The 25,826-nt window shown below is 66.9% G+C and carries 27 protein-coding genes; 13 read left to right on the top strand and 14 right to left on the bottom strand.

Annotation, left to right across the window (positions count from 1 at the left end):
- Positions 1-39: 39 nt before the first annotated feature.
- The 10 genes from ygiD to ACZ6O0_RS36545 form a co-directional block, all read right to left on the bottom strand.
- Positions 40-897 (bottom strand): 4,5-DOPA-extradiol-dioxygenase, encoded by an 858-nt coding sequence (ygiD, locus tag ACZ6O0_RS36590; protein ID WP_465769633.1) that lies wholly within the window; start codon positions 895-897, stop codon positions 40-42.
- Positions 898-1,367: 470 nt separating this feature from the next.
- A complete protein-coding gene (locus tag ACZ6O0_RS36585) occupies positions 1,368-1,805 on the bottom strand; it encodes a nitroreductase/quinone reductase family protein (RefSeq protein WP_465769632.1) in 438 nt (145 codons plus the stop codon).
- Positions 1,802-2,380: a dihydrofolate reductase family protein gene (locus ACZ6O0_RS36580; RefSeq protein WP_465769631.1), complete on the bottom strand. Its 579-nt coding sequence runs from the start codon at positions 2,378-2,380 to the stop codon at positions 1,802-1,804. The genes ACZ6O0_RS36585 and ACZ6O0_RS36580 overlap by 4 nt, the downstream gene beginning before the upstream one ends.
- A gap of 96 nt (positions 2,381-2,476) precedes the next feature.
- Entirely contained in the window at positions 2,477-3,436 is a 960-nt protein-coding gene (locus tag ACZ6O0_RS36575) for a sigma-70 family RNA polymerase sigma factor (RefSeq protein WP_465769630.1), read from the bottom strand.
- Positions 3,437-4,226: 790 nt separating this feature from the next.
- The gene (locus ACZ6O0_RS36570; RefSeq protein WP_465769629.1) at positions 4,227-5,150 is read right to left on the bottom strand and encodes a phosphotransferase family protein; all 924 of its coding nucleotides are present in this window, start codon (positions 5,148-5,150) and stop codon (positions 4,227-4,229) included.
- A 156-nt stretch (positions 5,151-5,306) separates the two neighbouring features.
- Positions 5,307-6,083 carry a phytanoyl-CoA dioxygenase family protein gene (locus ACZ6O0_RS36565; RefSeq protein ID WP_465769628.1) on the bottom strand — a complete coding sequence of 259 codons (777 nt, stop codon included), beginning with the start codon at positions 6,081-6,083 and terminating at the stop codon, positions 5,307-5,309.
- Between the two features lie 159 nt (positions 6,084-6,242).
- On the bottom strand, positions 6,243-6,398 hold the full coding sequence (locus ACZ6O0_RS36560; RefSeq protein ID WP_465769627.1) for a hypothetical protein: 156 nt from the start codon (positions 6,396-6,398) through the stop codon (positions 6,243-6,245).
- A 349-nt stretch (positions 6,399-6,747) separates the two neighbouring features.
- A complete protein-coding gene (locus ACZ6O0_RS36555; RefSeq protein WP_465769626.1) occupies positions 6,748-6,912 on the bottom strand; it encodes a hypothetical protein in 165 nt (54 codons plus the stop codon).
- A 21-nt stretch (positions 6,913-6,933) separates the two neighbouring features.
- Complete coding sequence (locus tag ACZ6O0_RS36550) at positions 6,934-7,698, bottom strand: SDR family NAD(P)-dependent oxidoreductase (RefSeq protein WP_465769625.1); 765 nt, start codon at positions 7,696-7,698, stop codon at positions 6,934-6,936.
- Positions 7,691-8,533 carry an SDR family oxidoreductase gene (locus ACZ6O0_RS36545; protein ID WP_465769624.1) on the bottom strand — a complete coding sequence of 281 codons (843 nt, stop codon included), beginning with the start codon at positions 8,531-8,533 and terminating at the stop codon, positions 7,691-7,693. Before ACZ6O0_RS36545 ends, ACZ6O0_RS36550 begins: the two co-directional genes overlap by 8 nt.
- 158 nt (positions 8,534-8,691) lie before the next feature.
- Between ACZ6O0_RS36545 and ACZ6O0_RS36540 the strand changes: the two genes are divergently transcribed.
- Positions 8,692-9,603 (top strand): helix-turn-helix domain-containing protein, encoded by a 912-nt coding sequence (locus ACZ6O0_RS36540; RefSeq protein WP_465769623.1) that lies wholly within the window; start codon positions 8,692-8,694, stop codon positions 9,601-9,603.
- Between the two features lie 24 nt (positions 9,604-9,627).
- Here ACZ6O0_RS36540 and ACZ6O0_RS36535 read toward each other — a convergent pair whose 3' ends face one another.
- Positions 9,628-10,236, bottom strand: coding sequence for a TetR/AcrR family transcriptional regulator (locus tag ACZ6O0_RS36535; protein ID WP_465769622.1), 609 nt, complete (start codon positions 10,234-10,236; stop codon positions 9,628-9,630).
- A gap of 127 nt (positions 10,237-10,363) precedes the next feature.
- Between ACZ6O0_RS36535 and ACZ6O0_RS36530 the strand changes: the two genes are divergently transcribed.
- Genes ACZ6O0_RS36530 through ACZ6O0_RS36500 form a run of 7 tightly spaced genes read left to right on the top strand, consistent with a single transcriptional unit; the run spans position 10,364 to position 17,049 of the window.
- A complete protein-coding gene (locus ACZ6O0_RS36530) occupies positions 10,364-11,419 on the top strand; it encodes a Gfo/Idh/MocA family protein (protein WP_465769621.1) in 1,056 nt (351 codons plus the stop codon).
- On the top strand, positions 11,416-12,201 hold the full coding sequence (locus tag ACZ6O0_RS36525; protein ID WP_465769620.1) for a hypothetical protein: 786 nt from the start codon (positions 11,416-11,418) through the stop codon (positions 12,199-12,201). The genes ACZ6O0_RS36530 and ACZ6O0_RS36525 overlap by 4 nt, the downstream gene beginning before the upstream one ends.
- A complete protein-coding gene (locus tag ACZ6O0_RS36520; RefSeq protein ID WP_465769619.1) occupies positions 12,198-13,508 on the top strand; it encodes an ABC transporter substrate-binding protein in 1,311 nt (436 codons plus the stop codon). The genes ACZ6O0_RS36525 and ACZ6O0_RS36520 overlap by 4 nt, the downstream gene beginning before the upstream one ends.
- A complete protein-coding gene (locus tag ACZ6O0_RS36515; protein WP_465769618.1) occupies positions 13,505-14,449 on the top strand; it encodes a carbohydrate ABC transporter permease in 945 nt (314 codons plus the stop codon). Before ACZ6O0_RS36520 ends, ACZ6O0_RS36515 begins: the two co-directional genes overlap by 4 nt.
- The gene (locus ACZ6O0_RS36510) at positions 14,446-15,297 is read left to right on the top strand and encodes a carbohydrate ABC transporter permease (protein WP_465769617.1); all 852 of its coding nucleotides are present in this window, start codon (positions 14,446-14,448) and stop codon (positions 15,295-15,297) included. Before ACZ6O0_RS36515 ends, ACZ6O0_RS36510 begins: the two co-directional genes overlap by 4 nt.
- A gap of 24 nt (positions 15,298-15,321) precedes the next feature.
- The gene (locus ACZ6O0_RS36505) at positions 15,322-16,203 is read left to right on the top strand and encodes a sugar phosphate isomerase/epimerase family protein (protein WP_465769616.1); all 882 of its coding nucleotides are present in this window, start codon (positions 15,322-15,324) and stop codon (positions 16,201-16,203) included.
- A gap of 9 nt (positions 16,204-16,212) precedes the next feature.
- The gene (locus ACZ6O0_RS36500; RefSeq protein ID WP_465769615.1) at positions 16,213-17,049 is read left to right on the top strand and encodes a 3-keto-disaccharide hydrolase; all 837 of its coding nucleotides are present in this window, start codon (positions 16,213-16,215) and stop codon (positions 17,047-17,049) included.
- Between the two features lie 91 nt (positions 17,050-17,140).
- On the opposite strand, the gene ACZ6O0_RS36495 is transcribed toward ACZ6O0_RS36500, so the two are convergent.
- The 3 genes from ACZ6O0_RS36495 to ACZ6O0_RS36485 are packed head-to-tail and all read right to left on the bottom strand — an operon-like array spanning position 17,141 to position 20,221.
- Entirely contained in the window at positions 17,141-18,412 is a 1,272-nt protein-coding gene (locus tag ACZ6O0_RS36495) for an ABC transporter substrate-binding protein (protein ID WP_465769614.1), read from the bottom strand.
- Positions 18,413-18,449: 37 nt separating this feature from the next.
- On the bottom strand, positions 18,450-19,271 hold the full coding sequence (locus ACZ6O0_RS36490; protein WP_328519772.1) for a carbohydrate ABC transporter permease: 822 nt from the start codon (positions 19,269-19,271) through the stop codon (positions 18,450-18,452).
- Positions 19,268-20,221 carry a carbohydrate ABC transporter permease gene (locus ACZ6O0_RS36485; RefSeq protein WP_465769613.1) on the bottom strand — a complete coding sequence of 318 codons (954 nt, stop codon included), beginning with the start codon at positions 20,219-20,221 and terminating at the stop codon, positions 19,268-19,270. Before ACZ6O0_RS36485 ends, ACZ6O0_RS36490 begins: the two co-directional genes overlap by 4 nt.
- Before the next feature lie 159 nt (positions 20,222-20,380).
- Between ACZ6O0_RS36485 and ACZ6O0_RS36480 the strand changes: the two genes are divergently transcribed.
- The 5 genes from ACZ6O0_RS36480 (at position 20,381) to ACZ6O0_RS36460 (ending at position 25,817) form a co-directional block, all read left to right on the top strand.
- Positions 20,381-21,433: a LacI family DNA-binding transcriptional regulator gene (locus tag ACZ6O0_RS36480; protein WP_465769612.1), complete on the top strand. Its 1,053-nt coding sequence runs from the start codon at positions 20,381-20,383 to the stop codon at positions 21,431-21,433.
- 123 nt (positions 21,434-21,556) lie between these two features.
- On the top strand, positions 21,557-22,609 hold the full coding sequence (locus ACZ6O0_RS36475; protein ID WP_465769611.1) for a LacI family DNA-binding transcriptional regulator: 1,053 nt from the start codon (positions 21,557-21,559) through the stop codon (positions 22,607-22,609).
- A 93-nt stretch (positions 22,610-22,702) separates the two neighbouring features.
- Positions 22,703-24,070, top strand: coding sequence for an ABC transporter substrate-binding protein (locus ACZ6O0_RS36470; protein ID WP_465769610.1), 1,368 nt, complete (start codon positions 22,703-22,705; stop codon positions 24,068-24,070).
- Positions 24,067-24,969, top strand: a complete 903-nt coding sequence (locus tag ACZ6O0_RS36465; RefSeq protein WP_465769609.1) for a carbohydrate ABC transporter permease — start codon at positions 24,067-24,069, stop codon at positions 24,967-24,969. The genes ACZ6O0_RS36470 and ACZ6O0_RS36465 overlap by 4 nt, the downstream gene beginning before the upstream one ends.
- Entirely contained in the window at positions 24,966-25,817 is an 852-nt protein-coding gene (locus ACZ6O0_RS36460; protein WP_465769608.1) for a carbohydrate ABC transporter permease, read from the top strand. Before ACZ6O0_RS36465 ends, ACZ6O0_RS36460 begins: the two co-directional genes overlap by 4 nt.
- The last annotated feature ends 9 nt before the right edge of the window (positions 25,818-25,826 follow it).

The raw sequence follows: 25,826 nt of genomic DNA, 5'->3' as shown, positions 1-25,826 counted from the left end.
CCGGAGCCAGCTGACTCCGTCCTGCCTCGAGACGTCGATTCAGAGGTTGCTGTCGGCAGTCGGGAAACCGTCGGGCAGCGGAGCGGCAGGCCCCGCGTCGGATGCAACGGTCACGTCACAGTCGAGCCCCAGGCTGTAAGCGGCCATCGAGATCGAGCCGGCGGCATGTCCGTCGACCAAGAGATCGAATGGCTCGTCGCCGGCGAGCCCGGCAGCGTAGAGCAAGGGCAGGAAATGGTCTGGTGTGGGAACAGCCTTGGCGAAGTCAGGGTGGGCGTCGAGAGCGGTTACCTCCGTGGGAGAACCCTCGAGCACCTCGCGTGCAGCCTCGTCGAAACGCAGAGCCCAGTCGTACCCCGAGTCCGGTTTGCGGTAGTCGACTGCGCGCAAATTGTGGACGACGTTGCCGCTGCCGACGATGAGGACGCCCTCATCGCGCAGCGGGCTCAACTTCCGGCCGAGTTCGAGGTGATGGTCGAAGTCCTTGAACGCATTGAGGGACATCTGGACGACGGGAATGGAGGCGTCCGGGAAGGCGTGGAGGAGAACCGACCAGGTGCCGTGGTCGATTCCCCAACTGTCGATGTCCTGCCCCACCCACTTGGGCTTGCAGACGTCCGCCACGAGTTCCGCAACCTCCGGTGCCCCGGGCGCCGGGTACTGCACGTCGAACAGTTCTTGCGGGAACCCGTAGAAGTCGTGGATGGTGCGGGGCCGCGGCATCGCGGTGACTGCGGTGGCGTTGGTGTACCAGTGCGCAGAGATGACCAGGATGGCTCGGGGCCGCGGCACAGATGCCCCGAAGATCCGCCAGGCCTCGGTGTAGCGGTTCGTCTGCAGCGCGTTCATCGGGTTGCCGTGGCCGAGGAAAGCAACGGGCATCCGGGTATTGTTCACGTTCGTCTCCCCCGGTTCGAGTCCGAGCCCGACCTTACGCCGCACAGCCGCACAGCCGCATCACCGCGCCGACACCGGAACCGGAACCGACAGACGATCCAACGGTCTCGTCCTACTTCACATTGGCCGAGCCGTCACCGCACCAGACCGGCCGGGTTACTGGTTCTGCAGCCGCACCGCGGGCGGCGTGATCAGTGCGTCGAGCGTCAGGTTCGGAACGAACGCCATGCTGCTGGGTGGACCCGTGTTCGGGTTCGACCGCAAGGGCGGCGTCTACACGGCCCCGGTGGTCCGGGTGACGGTCCAGGCGAAGGGAAAGCCGGAGGTCGAGGCCGTTCTCCACGACGGGTTCTGGTTCGCGAACGACCGGCAGGTCTACGCGACCACCGATGCCCCGGAGAGAGGGAGCGCACGCTTCCGTACACCAAGACCTCCCTCGACGGCAATCGTGCCAAGGCAACCGCTGACCACTACGCGAGAGCCGCCGCGGTGGTGGCTGGGATTCGCCGCAAGACGACCAACGGGATCGGGCGGTCTGTCCGCGAGCCGAACCGTCCGACATCCGGGTAGCGGGCCATCACCTCCTTCCAGAGCTCGTCGCGCTCGACCCCGCCCGCTTCTGCCGCGTGCACCGCAACGACGTCGGTGCCGATCTCGACTGCGGCGTTCGGATGAGTTCGGAGATTGTGCAGCCAGGCGGGATCGCTCGGCTCGCCTCCGTTGGACGCGACGACGACCACGCGGTCGCCGGCATGGCAGGAGTACACCAAGGGAGTGACCCGTCGCGTTCCGGTTCGCGCCCCGACGTGGTGCAGGAGCAGGACGGGCGTTCCAGCCAGGGGCCCGCCGAGCCGGCCGCCGTTCGCGCGGAACTCGGCGACCACCTGGCTGTTGTCCGGACCTGTCATGAGCCGAATCCGTAGCTCAGCGCGACCTTGCCACGGTCGAGCTTCCGCACCTCGAGCAGCTCGGCTCTACGTCGTGGTGAGGTCGCGAACAGCGCGGTGCTGTTCGTGCCGGCGACGAGCGGGTACGTGATCAACCGCAGCTCGTCGACCAGACCTGCGTCGATCAGGGACGCGGTGATTCGCGCTCCACCGACAAGGTAGATGTCCTTGCCCGGCTGCTGCTTGAGTGCGGCCACGTCGTCGATCGAACGCAGGAAGGTCGTGTTCGGCCACGACGTGGTCTGCAGGGTGCTGGACAGCACGTAGTGGGGCGTCTGCTTGATGAAGTCGGCCCACTCCCGCTCGGCCTGCGTCGGCGGCTCGCTGGTGATCCACACCGGCGTGTCCGGCTTGGTCTGGATCCCGGTCCAGTACGACTCGTAGCCGGGATACATGCCTGCGCCGAGCAGGCAGGCGTCGATCTGCGGCGTCAGGCCGTAGTCCTCCGACCATGCCTCGACCCAGTCGGCGGTACCGTCCGGGCCTTCCACCTTCGCGTCGAGCGACATCTTCATGGCGGCGATGATCTTGCGCATTGCGTCCTCCGTCTGCTGTGCGGCCGCCCGTCCGTCGGACGGCCTAGACAGACAGACCCGCGCCGGTCCGCCGATTCGTCGCGCGCAGCGAAAGTTCTATTCGGACGGCAGCCCGAACGCCGGGAACAGGCCGGGATCCTGGAACGCGACCATGCGCGTGATGCCGGTGGGAGAGACGCTCAGCACGATCACCGCGTGCGGGTGGTGGACACCATCGGGACCGCGCGAGTACACGCCCAGCGCCTCCTGATTGTTGGCTCGGGTCCGTACGATGCGCAGGCCACCAGGCTCGAGCAGCAAGGTGGCACCGAGGAAGCGGGCCACCGGATCGCGGCCGGCGAACCAGGTCAGCAGCGGCGGCATCTCCAGGACGGCGTCCACGCGCAGCAGCTCGGCCACCGCCGAGGTGTCCGCGCCCTCGATCGCTGCCGCGAACCGCTCGACGAGTCCACGCCGCTCCGCCTCGCCGGGCTCCGCGACGTCGTCGACGGCCGGCGTCGCGCGGGCCACGTCGGCACGGGCCCTCCGCAGCGCGCTGTGCACGGCGGTCGGGGTCGTCTCCAGCAACTCGGCAACCTCGGCAGCCGACCACTGCAGGACATCGCGCAGGATCAGGACGGCGCGGGACCGGGCCGAGAGATGTTGCAACGCGGCGACGAACGCGAGCCGGATCCCCGCTCGCGACATCGCCACCGCCGCGGGGTCGTCCGGCAGGTCACCGAGGAGAACGTCCGGGTACGGCTGAAGCCACGCCACGCCGGGTCCGGCCACCAATGGCACGTCCGGGTCGGTGCTCGGTGCGCCGAGACCCGATGGCAGCGGCCGACGGCCACGGCGCTCGATCGCGGTCAGGCAGGCGTTCGTGGCGATGCGATACAGCCACGTCCGCGCCGATGACCGGCCCTCGAAGCCGTCGTACGACCGCCAGGCCCGCAGGTAGGTCTCTTGCACCGCGTCCTCGGCGTCGTCGATCGAACCGAGCATGCGGTAGCAATGCGCGAGCAACTCGCGGCGGTACACCCCGGTGAGCTCCGTGAACTCGACACTCGTCGTCACAGCTTCCCAGGCTACGACCACCACCTGTCCGCGTTCGTCATCGCCGCGATCGGGGATGCGGCCAGGATCGAGTACGAAGCAGTAAAGGCAGCGCGCCGCCGGCCCTCCTGCACCACGCTCGATACGATCATGGATGCTCGCAGTGCCGGCTGCCGAGCTCGAGCACTACGTGACGATGACTTGGGACTGAATCGTGAGCATGCCTATTACCGGAGTCCCGGCACACAAAGGCTTAACCACCCTGCCAGGATCCTTTGGTACATGATCCAAGGCGGCGGCTCGGTAGCACAATCCGCCGCGGTCGTCGCCCGCTCGCAGCTAGCCGTTGTCCACATCGGCGCGCCGAACGAGCTGCACAGCCGGTTCCAGCACCTCGGAGTATGTAACCTCGCAGACGTCACCCGGCAGCGTCCCACGGCAAGGCCCAAGCGCTGCGGTTCATCAACCTGCACCACGTCACGCTGCCCCCAGTTCCGCAAGCTGGCGACGGCGCGCGGACATTCAGGTACGGCGCCGCCGGCGCGACGACCGTCTAGCTCCAGCGACGGCCGATCAAGGCACAACCCGGCACTGTCCTGGTCCTCGACGCGAGTGCTCCAACGATGGCGGTCGTCAGGACGGCAACCCTCGTCGACGTCGTTGCCCGCCGCGGGCCGACCGGTCGGCGCGTTCCTTGGATCTTTGGCTGACCGTGACTGTGCGTCACATCACATCGCTTCGCATCGCCGGTTGTCGGTCGCCGGGACTTCCGAGCCTTCTGGTCCCACCGCAGGGCATTTGAATGCTGCAGTCACACGAGGAGCGTCTCGAGGTCTGGGAGTCGGGCGAACAGGTCGGGTAGGCCGCGTACGCCGTTGCGCGCGGACTCGTGTGACAGGGCGAGGTCGGGGCCTGTGCTCGCCTCGGCTCCGGCCAGGCAGCGGAGGATGTTCCACCTTGTGTGCCCGAGCCAGCCGCCGATCATGTACACGAACCAGCTCGGCCCCGGCGGCGGCAGCGCTCCGCCGCCTTCAACGTAGCCGTCGAGGACCGAGCGGAAGATTGCGGGCTCGATGGTGTCGAAGCCAGGGCCCTTCGCGAGGCTTAGCGCGGTCGAGCCGAGTTCACCGGCCAGGTCGAGCATCCCCGAGAGCTCCCAGTCGAGCACGACCGGCCGACCGTCTCGAGCGAGCAGGTTCCACGGCTGGATGTCCTTGTGGGTCAGTACAACGGGGCCTCGCCGTTCGCAGGTGTCGACGAAGTGCGCAATCGCAAGAAAGGTCTCGACATGGGACGCGAGTTCGTCGGCCCACGGCTGCCCGGTCGCCGCCGCCCGCTCGGCAAGCTCGGGCCAGTCCCGCGGCGCAGGGTCGTCGATCGACACGTCGGTCCACTCGACGTTCAGCGCGTGTATGCAGGCGAGAATCTCACCGATCTCGAACGCGTACGCCTCCGACACTGGTGCTTCGGGCACCTTCTCTCCCTCGACCCACCGGTGCACGAGCGTGTGGTGGCTGGCTGAGATCGGCTCTGGCATCGGAATGCCGGCGGCGAAGGCCGCCCGCTCGAACCTGAACACGTCCTCGATGCGGTAGGTCCAGCGGCGGTCGACGAGGTTCAACTCCTTCACCGCGAACGACCCCTGGTCGGTGTCGAGCCGGTACATCCGGTTGGCGTACCCGCCGTGGACGCGGATCATCGGCCCGATCGGCGCACCGAGATGCGAGAGATTCACCCCGCGCACTCTAGGACTCGGACTTCATCGATGCACCGGAATTGCCCGGAATGCAGGCAACCAGGGCGGTACCCAACGACTGGTTGCAGGTGAAGTCGTGTCGGACACGAGGCACCGGCCTCCGGGTTCAACGCAAGGCCGGTGCCACTTCGGGTGTCAGATCGGCAGCGGGTCGTAGTTGGCGCCGAACGGGGCGTCCGGCCGTGCGAACTCCCCCAGCAGTGCGCGCCTCAGGGGCGTGGTGCGCTCGAGGAACTCGGGGTCGTTGCCGAAACGGTCGGCCATGCGGACCCACGGTGGGCTGTAGACGTAGTGCGTCGTGAAGCGGTCGTAGTCGCCGTCGTGGCGGAAGGTTCGATGCCAGACGCCGTTGTGGAACACCAGAGCAGCCCCGGCCTCGGCGCACACGACATGACCGATCGCGATGTCGTCGTTGGGCTCACGGATTGCGTCGGGCAGACCGACCCGCGAGCGGTGGCTGCCGGGAATCATCTCCATGTTGCCCATGCCGGGCACAGTCTGATCGGTGAGCAGGTACGACACGCGGAGCTGGAGCAAGGGAACCGGGTAGCCCAGGTCCTTGAAGTCGAAGGCGGCCGATCCGTCCTGGTGCCAACGGCCGTTCCCCGCGTGCGCCGGCTGCATGGTGTTCCAGCCTGCCTGCAGCACGAATCGGTCGCCGAGCAGACCCTGCACTTTCGGAAGGACGTCGGGATGATCCATGAGCCGCTCGAGAACCGGCTCGCTCTCGTAGGTCCGGCCGATCTGCCCGAACTCGCGGTCGCGGCTCTGGTGCAGACGCCGCGAAACCTCGTAAGCCTCGGCGGCCTCGTCCTTGGTCAAGACGTTGGGAATCATGAAGTAGCCCCACGACTCGAAGATGAAGCGGTCAGTCTCGGTCAGCTGACCTTTGTCGACGACGGGATCGAGCATCAGTCTGTCCTCTTCTTCATGGTGTTGGAACGGCTTCTCGGATCGGGCAGCACAGTGACCAGGGAGCCGGACGGATCACCGAATCGGCTGGTGGTCAGCGCAACAGCCACCATCTCCAGGCAACCCACGGATGGTGGCTGTCGGTGTTCGCTGAGGTGCTCAGATCCTCAGGGCACGCGACCATCGCCGGAAACGACGCAAGGCGATGGGGTCCTGAGGTTCCGCAAGGACCTCGTGCAGGTACGAGCGGAGCGCGCGGCAGTCCACCGGCTCCCGGCTCGCCGGGCCGTGCACGAGGTGGATGATCGCGGTCACGATCCAATTCTGACGCCAGTCGTATACCGATAAACATCGATCTCACACTTACTGGCACTAGCTCAGAACTCGTCGGCGACTCCCGACAGCGGCGCGATCGCACTCGGCCAGCCCGTCGACGCCACCGGCGCGATTTCCGCGTTGCGAAGGATCTCGCCCGACGCTGGGAATCGCCACGAGGTGCATCCGCGGCGGCCAAGCCCTGGCCACCCTCCTTCGCCGATTCTCGTCGGGTACTGGCGGCGTCGGGCGGCGCACTCACGCCGTACGCGCGTGCCCGTGCCGGTGAAGCTGCGCCGGTGCTCGTTGGGTGGGCGGGAGTGCGGCAGATCGTGAGCGACCGGGCAGGTCAGTCAGCGGTGAAGCCGCCGTCCACGGGCAGGGCCACGCCGACGACGAGGCCGGCGGCGGAGCTGCACAGCCAGGTGGCGGCGGTCGTGGAGGACAGGCCGATTGCGGAAGCGGCTCCGGTGGTCAGGGCGACCTGGCCGGTGAAGTCGTAGGTGGGGTTCATCGTGTTCTTGGCGGGTGGCGGTCAGATCTGGTCGGTGGGCATGAGCCACAGCTCGCCGATCGAGGCGTGCCGGGGGCGGGTGACCATGTAGGTGATCGCGTCGGCGACGTCGTCGGGCGCGAGAACCTCGGTGGTGGCGTAGAAATTGTCGATGTCCTTGCGGGCGGCGCCGCTGTTGTGCGAGCCGAGCTCGGTGGCGACACCGCCCGGTTCGAGGACTCCAACGCGGACGTGGCGCTTGGTGATCTCTCGGCGCAGCGCCTCGGTGAACCCGTTCATCCCGAACTTGGTGAGGCTGTAGACGCCGTACCCGTTCCAGGCGGTCCGCCCGGCGATCGAGCTGACATTGACGATGTCGGCGACGCGGCGAGGACTGTCATCGACCGCTTGGAGCAGATGGGGCAGCGCGGCGTGGGTGACGGAGAGCAGACCTTCGACGTTGACGGCGATCATCCGGTCCCAGTCGCTGCGGTCGGCACCCACGATCGGTCCGAGCAGCATGAGGCCGGCATTGTTGATCAACATGTCTAGCCTGCCGAGCTGCTCGACGACCTGCGCGACGGCAGTTGCCGCCTGCGCCCGGTCGGCGATATCGGCCTCGACGACGACAGCCGTGCCGCCGCCTCGGGTGATCTCGCCGGCGACGGATTCGAGGCGATCGCGGCGGCGGGCGACCAAGGCGACCCTGGCGCCTTCTCGGGCGAGGTGACGGGCGGTGGCCTCGCCGATGCCGCTGCTCGCACCGGTGACAAGAGCAACGGTTCCGGTCAGAGGAGCGTCAGGCATTGTCGTGACCAAGGTTGCTGGACAGCGCCCGGTTGGCGTCAGCCAGGGTGAGGAGCAGCTTGGCCCGGTCCTCGAAGGTGGTCACGGCGTCGGAGCCGGCGGGAAACCGCAGCGGCTGCGTCTCACGGGTTGCGAGCTCGACCAGAGCGGCGGCGAGTTTGGCGGGATCTCCACCCTGCTTGCCGTTCATGCTCTTCCAGGCGGCGACGGTGTCCTCGGTCCTGTCGGCATAGTCCGCGATCGTCGAGGTCGCGTACTGCGTCGATTCCGGCGTCAGGAGCTCGGTACGGAAGAAGCCCGGCTCGACGATCATGGTGCGGATCCCGAACGGAGCCACCTCGGCCGCGATCGATTCCATCAGCCCCTCGACCGCGAACTTCGACGCCGCGTATCCGCTGAGAAACTCCCCACCGACGATCCCCGCGGTCGAGGAGACCGTCAGCAACAGCCCGGACCGCTGGCTCCGCAGGACCGGCAGCGCAGCACGCAGGACGTTCACCGGGCCGAAGAAGGTGGTTTCGATCTGGCCGCGGAACTCCTCCGGAGTGAGCTCTTCGAAGAAGCCGGCGTTGAAGTTGGCCGCATTGTTGACCACCACGTCGAGTCTCCCGAACCGCCCGACACCGGCCTGGACCGCGGCCTCAGCGCCGGCCGGGTCGGTGACATCGAGGGCGACCGTGAGCAGATCGTCGTACTCGCCGAACACAGCTGCGACCTTCTGCACGTCGCGCCCGGTAGCAACGACCGCATGACCAGCCGCCACAGCGGCCTTGACGATATCGACCCCCAACCCACGACCAGCGCCAGTGACAAGCCAGACCTGCTTCTCGACCATGATGTGATGCCTGTTCCCTCGGATGATGTGATCTCTCGCCGCTACCGATCGAGCGACATCACCAAGGAACCACTGCTCAGTCAGGGGCGGGAGCCCCTGTTGAGAGGGCTACTGGCAGGGACTCCCTCGCCTGCCGGAGGGCTCGTAGGGTGGGTGATATGAGCGATTGGGCCGACCCCAGGAACGTCCGCGGTGACGTTCGGGCCGAGATCCAGGAGTTCCTCACCACCCGGCGGGCCCGGATCACACCCGCGCAGGCCGGACTCCAGCTGTACGCCGCCGACCGCCGCCGGGTGACCGGGCTGAAACGCGACGAGGTCGCACTCCTGGCCGGGATCTCCAGCCAGTACTACACCAAGCTCGAGCGCGGCCACGCCGCCGGAGTCTCGGCCGGCGTGATCGACGCGCTCGCCAAGGCGCTCCAGCTGGACGACGCCGAACGCACACACCTCGAAGACCTGATCAGAGCCGCCGGAACCCCCGCGCCTCGCCGTCAACCTGCGGCGAAGTCGGTCCGCCCTACGATCCAGCGAGTTCTGGACTCCATGGTGAACACCCCAGCCGTCGTCCTGAATGCCCGGCTCGACCTCGTGACCGCGAACCCACTCGGGTACGCCCTGTTCGCCCCGATGCTGGCCGATCCGATCAGACCGGCCAACAACGCCCGCTTCGTCTTCCTCGACCCGAAGGCCGACGAGTTCTTCCGCGAATGGCACAAGGTCGCCGACGACACCATCGCGATCCTCCGCGCCGAAGCCGGCCGGCACCCCTACGACCGCAAGCTCTCCGACCTCATCGGGGAGCTGTCCACCCGCAGCGACCCGTTCCGCACCCGCTGGGCGGCCCACAATGTCCAGATCCACACCACCGGGACGAAGCTCATCCACCACCCCGTTGTCGGTGACCTCGACCTGCCGTTCGAATCCTTCCCCCTCGCCGCGGACCTCAGCCAGACCCTCCTCACCTACACCCCAGAGCCCGGATCACCGACCCACGACGGAATCGTCCTGCTCGCCAGTTACGCCACCACCAATCAGCAGACGTCACCCCTCGGATCCGACCAGCGCTGAATCCACCGCTGGTGGCGTACACGCCTAAGTCGCCGGTGCGGTTTTCCAGCGAGCGATGGCTTGGTCGAGGTGGGTGGCAACCAGGCCGGGCAGGTTGATGTCCGCGCCCAGTAACCACTGCAGCTCGACGCCGTCCAGGACCGCGACCAGGATCCGGATCTCGGCGTCGATCTGCTCGTCGGTCAGCGCGCCGACCTCGCCCCGGACGACAGCCTCGCGCAGCTTCTCGGACCAGTTCCGCACGACATCGGCGTACCGGCGCTGGATGAACTCGCGCGCAGGGTGACCCGGATTGGTCGCCTCGGCGGACATCGTGAGGAACAGCTCGAGCGTCCCGCGATGGTCGACGTGGTAATCCATCAGCGCGGGGATCGCGCGGAAGTACTCCAGTCCCGGCGGATCTGCCGGTATCGCCCATCGTGTGGTCTGGACCGTCCAGTCCTCCAGCACCGCCATCAGCAAGCCTTCCTTGCTGCCGAAGTACTGGATCAGGGTGGCCGGCGAGGCGCCGACCCGGTCGCCGATCGCACGCAGCGAGCCGCCGATGTACCCGAGCTCGCCGAATACCTCGGAGGCGCTGCGGATGATCTGCTCGCGGCGTTCGACGCCCTTGCGATAAGGGCCCCTGGTCATGGGCGTCGCCTCGCCGGCCACACGTCCTCCCGATGTCGAGCCACGGTCTTGACGAAACCTTATCACGCGTTTATGTTTGGCGAAATCTTAACGACTGATCGTGTTTCACCCTGGTGAGGAGTCACGGATGCAGTCCTCCATCGGAGTTGGATTTCTCGGCGCCGGGCCGGTCACGCAGGCCATTCACCTGCCGACTCTCGCTCGGCTCGGCGAAACGTTCACCGTTCGCCATGTCACCGATATCGATCCTGCGGTCGCCGCAGGCGTAGCGAGTCGAGTGAGTGCCGCGCACTCGGCCTCGGTCGAAGCGCTCCTCGATGATCCGGCGGTCGAGGTCGTCGCGATCTGCAGTCCGAACGCCTTCCATGCCGAGCAGGTGATCGCAGCCTGCCGGGCCGGTAAGAAGGCGGTGCTGTGCGAGAAGCCGCTCGCGATGTCGGCGGCCGAGGCCGACGCGATCGCGGCCGTCTCGGCGGAGACCGGCGTACCGATCTTCGTCGGCGCGATGCACTCGTTCGATCCGGGCTGGCGAGCGGCCGTCGCGCACTGGGGTGATCTGCCGCGGACGAGTCACACCATCCGCTCGTCGATCGTGCTGCCGCCGAACTCGCGCTTCGAGGACGTCGCCACCGAGGTCCTGGCGCGGCAGCCGTTCCCGGCGCCTGACTGGTCGGACGTCGCCGTGCTGGCCGGCATGGTCCACGCCGGCGTCATGGGTCTGGCGATCCACGACCTGCCGCTGATCCGGAGTCTGCTCCCCCGGTACGACGATCTGCGCGTGATCGACGCGAAGTTCCCGGCACCGTTCGGCTACCGCATCCTATTCGTTGCCGGCGGCAAAAGTATCGAGCTGCACGCGGTGATGTCGCAGACCTGGCAGCCCGACTGGGTGCTGGAGGCGTTCGCCGACCACCAGGTGCTGCACGTCGGATTCACGCCGTCGTACGTGCACGCCGGGTCCGCGGTCAGCACGCTCACCACAGCCGGCTCGGCCCGCATGTTCGGTCCCACTGCTGTCAACGGCTACGAGGCCGAGTGGCGCGAGCTCGCCGCCACCGTCCGAGGCGAAGTGGAGCGACCCGACCTGGACACCCTCGTCGACGATGTGCGCTTCGCCCGTACGGTCGCCGACGCGGCCGCCGAAGCCATCAGGTCGCAGCACGAGGCGGAGGCCGCGGCATGAGCAACGCGTCGATGCAGGCACGCCAGGCGCTCGCGACCCTGCCGTTGTCCTTCCCGGACACGACCGGAGTGGTTTTCGTCGACGGTACGTCCCGGTGGCCGGATGAGGTGCTCCACGCGCTGCGGTCCGGCGCGCACGGAGTGGTCCTTGTCGAACCGATGCCGGTGGATTGTGCCGGGTTGCTCGCCGAGGATCCGTCCACGATCGTTGTCGTCGACTCCCGCTGGGCTTCGAATCCGGTCATCGTCCCGGCCGCGCGTGCGTTCCGTGACGCCGCGGGCAGCGGCAGCCGGGTCGAGTGCCGCGTGGTCATGAAGCCCGGATCCGATTTCGCGAGCGCCTTGCTGGACCAGTTCGTCCTGATCCGCGCACTCCTGGGCCCGCTGACGACAGCACGGGTCCGTCACCTCTCCGATCGTGCGTTGCAGGCGGAGGGCCTGACGGAGACGTCGATCGCGGTCGACTTCAGCGTCGTGTGCACCGCCGCCCTGCCGGACTCCGCGACCGTCCGGGTGCTGACCTCCGATGGAGGTGTCGATGTGCTGATCCCATCCAGCGACACTGCTCAGCCCGCCATGCTCACCACGGTCGGACCACACGGCGCCGTACTCGCACCTACGCACTACGAGAACGCTCATCGCGCGAGCCTTCGGCGCCTGCATGAGCTGCAAGCGACCGGATCGGCCGACGCGTTGGCCGAGCTGCGCCGCCTCCAGGCGGACGTCGAACTGACGACCGCCGCCCTCGGGCACCACATTTCTGAGAGGAACTCAGGACGATGAACAAAGCATCGCATGGCGGCGTGACCCGCCGAGGATTCCTGGGGTTGGTCGGCGCCGCGGTCACCGCACCCGCGCTGGCCGCCTGCAACGTCTCCGGCAGCAGCGGAGCAAGCAAAGCCGGTGGCGGCACCGTGAAGTTCTGGGACATGCCGTGGGGAACACCCGCCTACAACGAGCTGGGCAAGAAGATCGTCACGGACTACACCGGCGCGAGCAAGGCGACGTACCAGATCATCCAGTGGAACGGCTTCTACCAGACCTTCTCGTCCGCGATCGCCTCGAAGACCGGTCCCGCGGTCAGCTCCGGTGCGGGCTTCCAGGCGTTCCAGTTCGCCGATCAGGGACAGATCGCGTACGCCGACAACTTCATCGAGAGTCTCAAGAAGGACGGCACGTACGACGACTTCCTGCCCGGTGTCATCGACACGATGAAGACCGACAAGGGGTACGTCGCCGTACCGTGGCAGACCGACGTCCGGCCGTTCTGGTACAACAAGGCGCTGCTCGATCAGGCCGGCACCAAGGTGCCGACCTCGTGGGACGAACTGCTTGCCGCCGGCAAGGCTCTCCAGAAGATCGGCGCGTCCGGTTTCGCCACCGGGGCCGGAGCCGGCAACAACCTCGGCGCCCACACGATGGTCGCGATGATGATCAACAACGGCGGCGGCCTGTTCGATCCGGACGGCAAGCCGGACTGCGTCACGGACGCCAACATCCAGGCGATGACCTTCGTCCGTGAGCTTGCGAACGAAGGGATCATCGACTCGGGAGCGGTGTCCTACACCGCCGACAACCTCGACTCCCAATGGAAGAACAAGAAGGCCGGCATCGGGATCCACACCCCGGGACTCGCGGCACGGGCAGGCACGACCGGCAAGGATCTGCACGTCATGGATCCGCTGACAAGCCCGTCCGGCACCGTCGCGGGGCTGTTCTTCGTGAACAACCTGATGATGTACACCAACACCCCCTCGCAGGAGGCGTCAGAGGCCTTCCTGAAGTACTACCTGGGTCAGATCCACACGTACTGGCAGAGCCCGGTCGGGGTGGCCGTACCGGTACTGAAGTCGATCGCCAAGGCGGACTACTACGCCAAGGACCCCAACCAGGTCGCGATCGTCGAGAAGTGGATACCGGTCTGCAAGACCTACGCCGCGAAGAAGGCCCAGTCGTTCGCCGCACTGGCGGCTGTCGACGGCGGCCAGCCGCTCGCGCAGTTCGCGCAAGCCATGCTGCAGGGAAAGACCGACCCGAAAGCCGCACTCACCACGCTGCAGCAGGGCCTCGACACGATTGTGAAGCGATGACCCGGACCTTGGAGGTCGCCGCCACGGCGCCACGCCGGCAGGCCGCGCCAGGGGCTCCGCCCGCGGGAGCCAGGGGAATCAGCCGCCGCGCGCTCACGATGATCCTGCTGGTCACGCCCGCGATCGTTCTCGTGGTGCTGATCAACGCCTACCCCCTCGTCGTCGCGGCATCGCAGTCGGTCCACGACGGCACCCTGATCGTGAGGGGCGAGTTCGTCGGCCTCTCCAACTATGCCGACGTTCTGACGAGTCCGCGCTTCTGGACGGCCGCCCGTTTCACCGTGATCTTCACGATCGTGGGCGTGTTCGGAAGTTGGCTGGCCGGCATGGGACTCGCCTTGCTGCTGCGGACGAAGATTCCCGGGAGGAACACGTTCAAGGTCCTGCTGATGCTTCCGTGGGTGGTGCCGATCGTCGTGTCGTCCACCGCTGTGAACTGGCTCGTCGGCACGCCGACCAGCCCGCTGCCCACCCTCGCGTCCGCGCTCGGATTCGGCGACGTGCACTTCCTCGCGGACCCGACCCTGGCCGCGATCACGGTCTGCCTCTTCAAGGTCTGGGTCAGCTTCCCGTTCATGATGCTGATGACCTCGGCCGCACTGGCCGCCGTCGACACCGCTGTGTACGAAGCCGCCGGAATCGACGGCGCCGGCCGCTGGCAGCAGTTCGTCCACATCACGCTGCCACTGATCTCGCGATCGACGTACATCGGCTGGATCCTCATGACGATCTTCTGCGTCAACGACTTCCCCACGATCTACCTGCTCACCGGTGGCGGGCCGGTCGACGCGACCTCGTCGCTGGTGGTTCTCGCGTATCGCACCGTCTTCCAGGACCAGCTCACCGGCCCCGGCGTGGCGATCGCGTTCCTGATGACGCTCGTCCTCGTCATCATCTCGACCACGCTGTACCGCCAGATCCGAAAGGTGGACATCGCATGACAACCAGCCAAGTCCTGCGAGCGGGTCCGTCCAGGGACCCCGCGGCCCGCGGACAATGGTGGCGCTTCGGCGCCCTGCTGCTCATCACCCTGATCGTGCTGGTGCCGGTCTTCGCCACCCTTCTGCTGGCCATCCGGCCCGGCGCAACGAGCAGCACCACCAGTCTTCTCACGCTGGAGAACTTCCGCTACATCTTCACCAGCACCGACGTCGCTCTCTGGCTCGGCAACAGCCTCGGCGTGACCCTTGCCACCGTACTCGTCTCGGTCGTCGTCGCCGCGCCCGCCGGCTATGTGCTGTCCCGCGGCCGCAGCAAGGCCGTCGCCGGATTCTCCCTGCTGCTGTTCGTCATCCAGTCGCTGCCGGTGATCACCGCGATCATCCCGCTGTTCGTCCTCTTCGCGCGGATCGGGCTCGCCGACAACCTGATCGGCCTGGTCATCGTGTACGTCGGAAGCACGCTGTCGGTCGCCACCTGGATGATGGCGGCGTACTTCGACTCCATCCCGCACGCGCTCGAGGAAGCCGCGTGGGTGGACGGCTGCTCGGTGTTCGGCTCCTTCACCAGGATCGTGCTCCGCAACTCGCTGCCCGGAATTCTGTCGACCGCGATCTTCGCGTTCCTGCTGGCCTGGAACGACTACCTCGTCGCCCTGGTGTTCCTGCGGTCCAGCGTCATCTTCACGCTCCCGATCGGCTTGCAGACGTTCTTCCAGCAGAACGCGACGGACTGGGGCTCGGTGATGGCCGTCTCGGTCGTCATGTTGTTGCCGCCGGCCATCATCTTCGCCGTCCTCAACAAGTACTTCAGCATCGGCGGCATCGGCGGCTCGCTCGCCGGACGCTGACCTCAACCACTGAAGGAGTTCCTGATGCCGAAATTCCGTACCGGCCTGAATCCGCTGCCCTGGGTCCTCACCCCCAACGGTTTCGAGCTGAGCGTTCCCATCCTCCGATCCGCCTTCGCGGAGATCATGACGACGCCGTTCAAGGGCATCCACGCCGATCCCCCACCCGGCCTCGACGCATCCGGCTATCACGCGCTGCTCGCGGAGTACGACCTGGAGCCGGCCCCCGGCTACTTCTCCGCCGACTTCCACACGGCCAACCCACGTGATCTCGCCGAATCGGCCAAGCAGCATGCCGCGGTCCAGGCCGAGCTCGGCAACACCGAGGTCTTCCTGGCGGCCGGCCTGACCGCCGAGCGCATCGCTCACCCCGCCATCGGGTACGGCGGTGATGCCCAGCTGCAGAAGGTGATCGACGGCATCGGGGTCGCCGCCGAAGCGATCACCGCCGCCGGAGTCACCCCGGCTCTCCATCCGCATGTCGGCAGCACGGTCGAGACCGAGCCCGAGATCCGTGCCGTGCTGGACGCCGTACCGGACTCCGTCCTCGCCTTCGGCCCGGACACCGGTCACCTTGCCTGGGCGGGTATCACACCAGCCGCCCTGATGACGGAGTACGCCGATCGGATCGCCGCCGTACACCTCAAGGACGTCCACCTCGACCAGGCCCGGGCGGCCAAGGACGCCGACGCGAGCTACTTCGAGGCCACCGTCACCCAGTTCACCGTCTGGACCGAGCCCGGTCGAGGCGACGTCGATCTTCTCGCCGCCATCCGAGCTCTGCCGGACGCCTTCGCCGGCTGGCTCATCGTCGAGGTCGACGTCCCCGAGGCCGGCACCAATCTCGCGTCGACCGAACTGTCCGCCCAGTGGGTCACAGCCCAGCTCGGCGCCGACGCCTTCTGAGGGAGAAAGATGCAGGACTTCGAGCCACTGTTCAACGGCAAGGACCTCACCGGCTGGTCGGTCATTCCGCGCAGCTACGGATCGATCTGGCCGGGCGGCCCCGACGTACTCGACGTAGCACCGGACTTCCCCCGCGACTACGCCGAGCAGGCCGCGCTGCATCCTGCCGCCTGGTCGGTCGAGGACGGCGCGATCGTGGGCCGGCAGCAACCGCTCGGGAGCGGGTACGGCGGCTACCTCATCAGCGACGAGCAGTTCGGCGACTTCGAACTCACCCTCGAGCTGAACCCGGACTGGCCCGCCGACACCGGCATCATGCTCCGCCGCCGATCGGACTCCTGGCACGGACTCCAGGTCCTTGTCGACCACCGCCAGTCCGGCGCCATCGGCGGCTTCTTCGGCAACGGCCTCGGCAGCTTCCACGCCATCCCGTTCGCCATCACGGCGCAACTCGACGCAGCCGGACAACCTGTCGGTCTCCGCGAGGACGATCCGGAGAACTCCGCCGAACCCTTCACCCCGGCCAAGGCCGACCTGCTCGAGTACGCCGCGACCCTGGACGAGTTCCTGGCCGCCTGGCAATGGCTGGACTGGAACTCGCTCCGTATCCGTTGCGTCGGCGAGCGCCCACACGTGACCACCTGGATCAACGACGTCAAGATCGCCGAGATCGACCTGGCCACCCTCGCAGCACCGAACTACGACGCCGACGAAGTCGCCGCATTCCTGGGCCCGAAAGGACACATCGCCTTCGAAGTCCATGACAACGACCCCCTGCTCGGCACAGACCGCTGGGCTCCCGACGCGGCCTGCCGCTGGCGAAACATCATGCTCAAACACCTGTGAGCCGCGCCCAGACTGGCACGCTGCCGACGATCGAAGGATGCCGCGGTCGCCCCGAACCTGGCGAAGTTCTACCCTCCCAACCCTCGGCCCGTCATGAGCCGGCCTTGTAGTCGGTGTCCATTGCTTTGAGGACCTTGTCCGGGGTGGACTGGCCGCTGAAGATCTCCTGGAGACCGCTGAGCATCGTCTGCTGGACCTTGGGGTTGGGCCAGAGCTGGTCCATGAACGGGACAGTCTTGTTGTCGGTGATGTACTTCGAGAGTTCGGTCAGCGATGGGTCAGGGGTGAAACCGGTGTCGGGAAGGGACGGGAGGCCGCCCTGCTTCTGGACGAACAGGTTCATTCCCTCGGGCGACATAACGTAGTTGACGAACTTCAGTGCGAGATCCTTGTTCTTCGCCTTGGCATTGACGCCGTACCCGGCACCGGCCGCGGCGGGCATCATGAACTCGTCCGGATTGTCGGTGGCCGGCAGTGCCTTGAGGGTGAACTTGCCGGCCGGATTCTTCCCCTTGAGCAAGGCAACGACCCAGTTGCCCTGGATGATGCCGAGCGTCTTACCGGTGGCGGCGAGTGTCTGGCTTGCCTCGTAGCTGGTGCCGAGGGGGTTCTTCTGGAAGCAGCCGGCCTTCTGCATCTGCAGGTACTTGTCCATGCCCACGGTCCAGTTCGAGTCCGCGAACGTGACCTGGCCATCCTGCATCTTCTGGGCGAAGTCCCGGTCCGGCCCGTATACGGTGGTCGCGACCAGCGCGTAGAGCACGATCTGCGTCACCCAGTTGTCCTGGATGCCCAGGGCAAACGCGGGCGTTCCCTTGCCCGCCGCGGCCTTGCAGAAGTTCAGGAGTTCACTCCAGGTTCCGGGCGGAGTGAGCCCTGCCTTGGTCATGGCGTCCTGGTTGTAGATCGCGCCGATGCCGTTCTGCCCGAAGACTCCGGTGTAGGTCTTGCCTTCGTACTGCGCAACGCTCTTCATTGCCGGGGGCAACTTGGCGGCCCACGGCTGGTCGGAGAGGTCCAGCAGGTAGCCGGGCTTGGCCAGGACATAGGTGGCGCCAGGGTTGCCGTTGCCCGGCCACACCGACATCACGTCGGGCGCCGTGCCGGAGGTGAGCTGGGTACGGATCTGCTGCTGGTACTGATCGGCGCCGCTGGTGGTGAATCGAACGTCGACGCCGGGGTTGGCCTTCTCGAACGCTTTGACCACGTCCTCGAGCGAGCCCTGGTCGACCGAGGCGACGGTCAGGACGTTCGAAGTGCTGCTACCGCCTCCGCTACTGGCATTGGTTCCACCGCTGCAGGCCACCAGGAGGCCGGCAGCCGTCGTCGCGGCGATGAGGGCGGACAGTCTGGGTGTTCTCATGATCTCTCCCCAATAGATTGGAATTGCGTACGGCTGGTCAGCCCTTGAGCCCGCCTGCGAAGCCGTTGATGATGCTGCGTTGGAGCGCGAAGTAGACAGCCAGGATCGGGACGATGCTGATCGCCAGCGCTGCGAAGACGAGGTTCCAGTCGGTGACGTACTGACCGACGAAGCCGGCGATGGCGACCGGCATGGTCTGCTGTGCGCTGCCGCTCAGATACAGCAGCGGTGTGAAGAAGTCGTTCCAGACGGCGACCGCGTTGAGCACCAGGGCCGTCACGGTGATCGGCTTGAGCATCGGGAACACCACATAGCGGAAGCCCTGTGTCGGCGAGCAGCCGTCGATGAGCGCGGCGTCCTCGAAGTCGCGGGGCAGCGCTCGCAGGAAGCCGACGTACAGGAAGGTGGTGAACGGAACCTGGAGACCGGAGTAGAAGAGGATCAGCGCCCACGGGGTGCCGAGCAGGCCGAGGTCGCGCATCGTCTGGTAGAGCGGTAAGGCCGCCAACTGGAAGGGCAGCACCAGGCCAAGCATGATCAGCAGGAACGTCCCGCGTGACCAGCGTGCGGTCGCACGAGCCAGCGGGTAGGCGGCGAACGACGAGATCGCCAGCACGATGACGACGCTGACGGCCGTCACCAGCACACTGTTGAGGAGTGCCCCGCCCAGCGCGCCCCGCTGCCATGCCTCCGTGAAGTTGTGCAGTGTCGGAGAGGCGGTCGGCCGAAGCGGCGATGACGTGTCGGACGGAGCTCGGACGGCCAGGTTGATCAACACGTACAGGGGGAAGCCGACGACCAGGGCGACGGCGATCATCACCAGTTCCAAGCCGAACGTGCGGCGACGGTAACGGCTCATGAGGCGGCCCTCTCGTTGCGTTCCAGCACGAAGTACTGACTGGTCGAGGCGACCGCCACGATGATCGTGAGCACCACCGCGAGCGCGATGCTGTAGCCGAACTCGCCGAGGGTGAAGGCGTCCTTGTAGATCAACGTCGACAACGTGTCGGTGGCATGGCCGGGGCCGCCGCCGGTCAACGCGTAGACCTGGTCGAAGAGCTTGATCCCGCCGATGATCGACAACATCAGGTTGATCGTGAACGCCGGGGCGAGCAGTGGGCGGACCACCGACCAGAAGCGTCGTACCGGACCGGCGCCGTCGATGTCCGCGGCCTCGTAGATCTCCTTCGGCACAGACTGCAGCCCCGCCAGGAAGATCACCATGGAGTACCCAGCGAACTGCCACACGATGACCCCGACGATCGACCACAGGGCGACATCCGGGTTGCCCAACCAGTCCTGCTTCCACGCGTCCAGCCCGACCGCACCCAGCAGACTGTTCACCGCACCGTCCGGACCGAGCAGGTTGCGCCACAGATAGGCGGTCACGATCGGCGTCACCACCGCAGGCGCGAAGAGGAACACTCTCAGCACGTTGCGGGACTTGATCGCGCTGTTGACCCCGAGCGCCAGCAGCAGGCCGAATCCGTTCTGGATGATCGTGATCGCCACGGCGATCAGCAGCGTGTGCCAGATCGCCTGCACCGCGTCGGGATCGCGGAACACCGCGGCGAAGTTGTCCAGGCCGATGAAGGAGTAGTTCGGGTCGAGCCCATCCCAATCGGTGAAGGCGTAGTACACGCCACGAGCGCTCGGTAGGAGGACGACGAAGGCGAACAACACCATCGCCGGCAGTGCGAACCACCAGGGCGGCGTGTTCCTCAGCCGGCGACGGGCCGGAGCGGAGCCGCGGTCGACGGGCACGACAGCAGCCCGGTCCGGAAGCTTGTCGCTCGGTGCAATGGTCACAGACGAACCCGCTCTCATGAAACGTTTCACTCATTATGGGTAACGTTCCCCAAAAAGTTGTCCAGACTCTAGGAGCGGATCTGACAGGACGTCAACATGTCAGGCGCATACCCTGTGGGTAACGTTTCTCATTCGTGATCTGTGTGAGAAGGTCAGCACATGGAGCCATCAGGGCCGCCACGACGGGTCACGATCGTCGACGTCGCGCAGCACGCGCAGGTGTCCACCACCACCGTTTCCAAGGTGCTGCGCAACGCGTACGGCGCCAGTCCCGCGATGCGGGCGAAGGTGCAGGAGGCCATCGCGGAGCTGGGGTATCGGCCGTACGCCGCGGCCAGGGGGATGCGCGGCCAGACCTACACCATCGGCGTCATGCTCCCCGACATCCGTAACCCGTTCTTCCCCGAGATCGTCGACGGACTGACCGAGGCTCTTGGCGACACGCCGTACCAGGTCCTGCTGGGGCCGGGCGGCTGCAACGACGAGCAGGCGGAGGTGCGGGTCACCGAGGCGATGATCGACCGGGGCATGGACGCCATGGTCCTGGTCGCCCCGATCTCATCGCGCTCGCGCCTCGAACACGTCGCCAGGACCGTGCCGACCGTTGTCATCGGCCGGCATGGGCACTCCCCCGCCTACGACACGGTCTCCGACGACGACCTCACCGGCGCCGCACTCGTCGTCGACCACCTCGTCGGCCTCGGGCACCGCCGGATCGCCCACATCGAGCACGCCGAGACCGACCCCGCCCGCCTCGCCGAGATGCCCAACGCGATCCGTGCCGAAGGCTACAAACAGGCGATGCGCGCCCATGGCCTCGGCGACGAGATCGACATCGTGTCCACGACGTACACGCAGGAAGGCGGCTACCTCGGCGCCCGGCAACTGCTCACCCGGCCACAGCGACCCACCGCCATCTTCGCCGGTGCCGACGTCGTGGCCATGGGCGTGCTCGAAGCCCTCGCCGAGACCGATCTCTCCGTTCCCGGCGACCTGTCGATCGCCGGCTACGACAACACCACACTCGCCGCCCTGGGTCCGGTCTCGCTCACCAGTGTCGACCAGGCCGGCCGCCATATCGGCGCCGAAGCCGCGCGCCTTCTGCTGGACCGGATAGACAACCGACAACGGCCGTCGGCCCAGATCAAGCTCTCCCCAACCCTGGTACCTCGCCGCACCACCGCTCCGCCCCGGGAGAACCCTGCCGCGTGAAGCGGGCGTTCCCACTCGCAGTGGCGTAGGTCACAGTCTGATAACCAGGGATTGACGTTCTGACTACGTAGACACATTCTGACTACGCAGTCAGATCGAGTATCCGGCATAAGGTGAGGGCCCATGAACCAGGCGAAACCGGCGTCCGAGGGCGGGCGTTCGCGCCGTCCCGGCAGCACGGATGTCGCCCGGCTGGCGGGTGTCTCGCAGAAGACCGTCTCCCGGGTGCTGAACGACGAGCCGTACGTCAAGGAGGAGGTCCGCCTCCGCGTCCAGGCCGCGATGCGCGAGCTCGGGTACCGCCGGAACGACGCCGCTCGGGCGCTCAACTCCGGCAAGACCCGGCGGATCGGCGTGGTCTGCCTCGGTACGGCGCTGTTCGGCCCGTCGACCCAACTCGTGGCGATCGAGCGTGCGCTGCGCAGTACCGGCTACTCCCTGAGCATGGTCAACACCTTCGAAGGCGATGCCGGGGGCGTTGCCGGCGCCGTCGACGTGCTGCTCGAGCAGGGTGTGGACGGCATCATCCTGTCCGAGCCGATCGACGAGGGTGCCGACCAGCCGATCGAGCTCGACATCCCGGTGCTGAGCTTCGGGCGGTTCCCGGGACTCAGCGCCCAGCCGCTGATCCTGACCGGCGGCGACGGGGTCGGCGCCGGTCGGTCCGCGACCGAGCACCTGCTCGGCCTCGGGCACCGGACCGTCTGGCATCTCGCCGGCCCGCAACGCTGGTGGGCCGCCCGGGACCGGCTCGAGGGCTGGCGACAGGCCCTGGCCGACGCCGGTGCCCCGGAACCACCTGTCCTGCAAGGCGACTGGCTACCGGCCTCAGGATATGAAGCCGGCCGGGAACTGGCCGCGAACGACGAGGTCACCGCGATCTTCGTCGCCAACGACGACATGGCCATCGGTGTGCTGCGCGCGCTCACCGAGGCCGGCCGAGCGGTGCCTGACGACGTCAGCATCGTCGGCTTCGACGACATCCCGTCCGCGGCGTTCCTGACGCCGCCGCTCACCACCATTCCGCAGGACTTCGACGTGCACGTCGCCCGCGGGATCGCGAACCTCGTCACGGAGATCGAGTCGCCCACCGGCGACCGCTCTCCCGCCCTGGAGCCACCACCGCTCCGGCTGGTCATCCGTCAGTCCACCGGCACCGCTCGTACGGCGTCCTGACCGCAGCTCAACCCCGCCAGTAAGCCATCCAGGCGCTGGGCCGATGCCCCGTGCCCAGGCACCGCCATGCCTTTTTCCGAGGAGTTGTTCGCAATGATCACGTTCCCGAAAGCCCGGCGCCGCGTCCGCATCGCCATCACCCTCGCCGGCGCGCTCGCACTCGCGGCCTGCGGTGGTGGTGGCGGCTCGTCCGGCGCCCCGAGTCAGGCGCAGGCCGTCAGCCAGGCCGACATCGACAAGGCGATGTCCACGCCGACCGAGCTCACCTTCTGGACCTGGGTGCCGGACATCAAGAAGGAGGTGGCTCTGTTCGAGAAGAAGTACCCCGCGATCAAGGTGAACGTCGTCAACGCGGGGCAGGGCGAGCCGCAGTACACGAAACTCCGGACCGCGCTGAAGGCCGGCACCGGTGCCCCCGACGCGGCCCAGATCGAGTTCCAGTACATCCCCACCTTCTCGATCACGAAGAGCCTGGTGGATCTTCGTCCGTACGGCGGGGACGCGCTGAAGGACAAGTTCGTCGGCTGGACCTGGAACCAGGTCACCGGCTCCGGCGGTGAGGTCTGGGCGATCCCGCAGGACACCGGGCCGATGGGGATGCTGTACCGCAAGGACATCTTCGACAAGTACGGCATCACTCCGCCGAAGACCTGGGACGAGTTCGCCGCCGCGGCCCGCAAGCTGCACGCCGCCGACCCCAAGGTCAGCATGACCAACCTCGCCTCGAACCAGAACGGCGTCTGGATGGGCTTGCTCTGGCAGGCCGGGGTCAAGCCGTTCGAGGTCACCGACGCCGACTCGGTGAAGGTGAACCTGAACGACGACCAGTCGAAGAAACTCGGCAGCTACTGGAGCGGTCTGGTCAAGGAAGGTGCCGTGTCGACCGACCCCGACTTCACCGACCAGTGGTACCAGGCGCTGAACCGCGGTCAGTACGCCACCTGGCTCACCGCCGCGTGGGGGCCGGTGTTCCTGTCGGGCTCGGCCAAGTCCACGAGCGGGAAGTGGAGGGCCGCGCCGCTGCCGCAGTGGGACGCCAGCAAGCAGACGTCGGGCAACTGGGGCGGCTCGACCACCGCGGTCGTGGCCGGCACGAAGAACCCGATCGCGGCCGCGAAGCTGGCCGAGTTCCTCAACACCGATCCCGAGTCGACGAAGATGTTCGCCACCCAGCAGTTCCTGTTCCCGGCCACCAAGGCACTGCTGGCGGACCCGTCGTTCGTGCAGCAGAAGCCGGCCTTCTACGGCGGGCAGACGGTCAACCAGGTGTTCTCCGAGATCAGTGACACGGTCGACGACAAGTTCCAGTGGCCGCCGTTCCTGGATCAGACCGTGAACGACTGGGACGAGACCGTCGGGAAGTCCTTCGCCGACAAGTCCGACACCGGCGCGGCCCTCGACCAGTGGCAGTCGCGGACCACGACGTACGCGAAGAACCAGGGCTTCAAGGTCGGCCCATGAGGCGGCTCGCTTCGAGCCGGACGCGGCGGGGCGTCGACCCCGCCGCCACCGGCTACCTGTTCGTCGCGCCCTTCATGCTGGTGTTCGCCGCCATGCTGGTGCTGCCGCTGGCGTACGCGGCGTACCTGAGCCTGTTCCAGGACCGGCTCGTCGGTGGCACCGTCTTCGCCGGGCTGGACAACTATGTCACCGCGCTACAGGACGACCGGCTGCTGCAAGGCGTCCTGCGGGTGGCCAGGTTCTTCGCGTTCCAGGTGCCGATCATGCTGGCCATCTCGTTGATCGCGGCCCTCGCCATCGACAGCGGACTGCTGCGGTTCGCGAAAGCGTTCCGGCTCGGGATCTTCCTTCCGTACGCCGTTCCGAGCGTGGTCGCCACGTTGATGTGGGGCTACCTGTACGGACCGGACTTCGGACCCGTCGCCCAGCTCGCGGACAAGCTCGGCCTGGCCGCACCCAAGTTCCTCACCGAGGGCTGGATGCTCGGGTCGATGGCGAACATCGTCACCTGGGAGTTCACCGGCTACAACATGATCATCCTGTACGCCGCGTTGCGCGCCGTACCGCACGAGCTCTACGAAGCGGCGGCCGTCGACGGCGCGGGTGCGTGGCGGACCGCCTGGAGCATCAAGATCCCCGCGATCCGGCCGGCCCTGCTGCTCTGCCTGATCTTCTCCGTGATCGGCAGCTTCCAGCTGTTCGCGGAGCCGAACCTGCTGCAGCGGCTGGCGCCGAGTGTGATCGACAGTGCCTACACGCCCAACCTGTACGCGTACACGCTGGCCTTCACCGGCCAGCAGGTGAACTACGCCGCCGCGGTCTCGTTCCTGCTCGGTGCAGTGATCGTGGTCGCGTCGTACACCGTGCTGTTCCTCACCAACCGCAGGAGCAAGCGATGAGCGAGCGACGCAGCAACCTGCTGATGATCGGCATGATCGCGCTGTTCGTGTACTTCCTGCTGCCGTTGTTCTGGTTGTTCGTGGCATCCACGAAGACCACCGGCGACCTGTTCTCCAGCTTCGGACTGTGGTTCAGCAAGGACTTCTCGCTGTTCAGGAACATCCGCGAGACCGTCACGTACGACGGCGGCGTGTACGCCCGGTGGATGCTCAACACCGTCTTCTACTCTGTGGTCAGTGCGGGCGGCGCGGCGTTCCTCAGTGCGCTCGGCGGCTACGGGTTCGCGAAGTACCGGTTCCGCGGCAACGGGGCGATGTTCGCGATCGTGCTCGGGTCGATCATGGTGCCGACGACCGCGCTCGCGATCCCGACGTACCTGCTGTTCAGCAAGGCCGGCCTGGTGAACAGCCCGTGGGCGATCATCCTGCCGTCGCTGGTCAGCCCGTTCGGCCTGTACCTGATGCGGATCTACGCCCAGGACGCGATTCCGGACGGCATCATCGAGGCGGCCCGGATCGACGGTGCGAGCGAGTTCCGGATCTTCTTCCAGGTGGCGCTGCGGATGCTCGCGCCGGGCCTCGTCACGGTGCTGCTGTTCACGCTGGTGGCGACCTGGAACAACTACTTCCTGCCGCTGATCATGCTCAACAACCCCAAGCTCTACCCGGTGACAGTCGGCCTGGCCGCGTGGTCGTCGCAGTCCGTCGGCGGCGGCGGATCCACCGGCGCGCTGCTGTCCTCGGTCGTCACCGGTTCGCTGCTGTCGGTCATCCCCCTGATCGCCGCGTTCCTGCTCCTGCAGCGCTACTGGCAGTCAGGCCTGTCCGCCGGCGGGGTCAAAGGCTGATCTCCCCTT

It is taken from the genome of Kribbella sp. NPDC048837, assembly GCF_055586945.1.
This window is presented reverse-complemented; position numbering and strand designations above follow the sequence as displayed.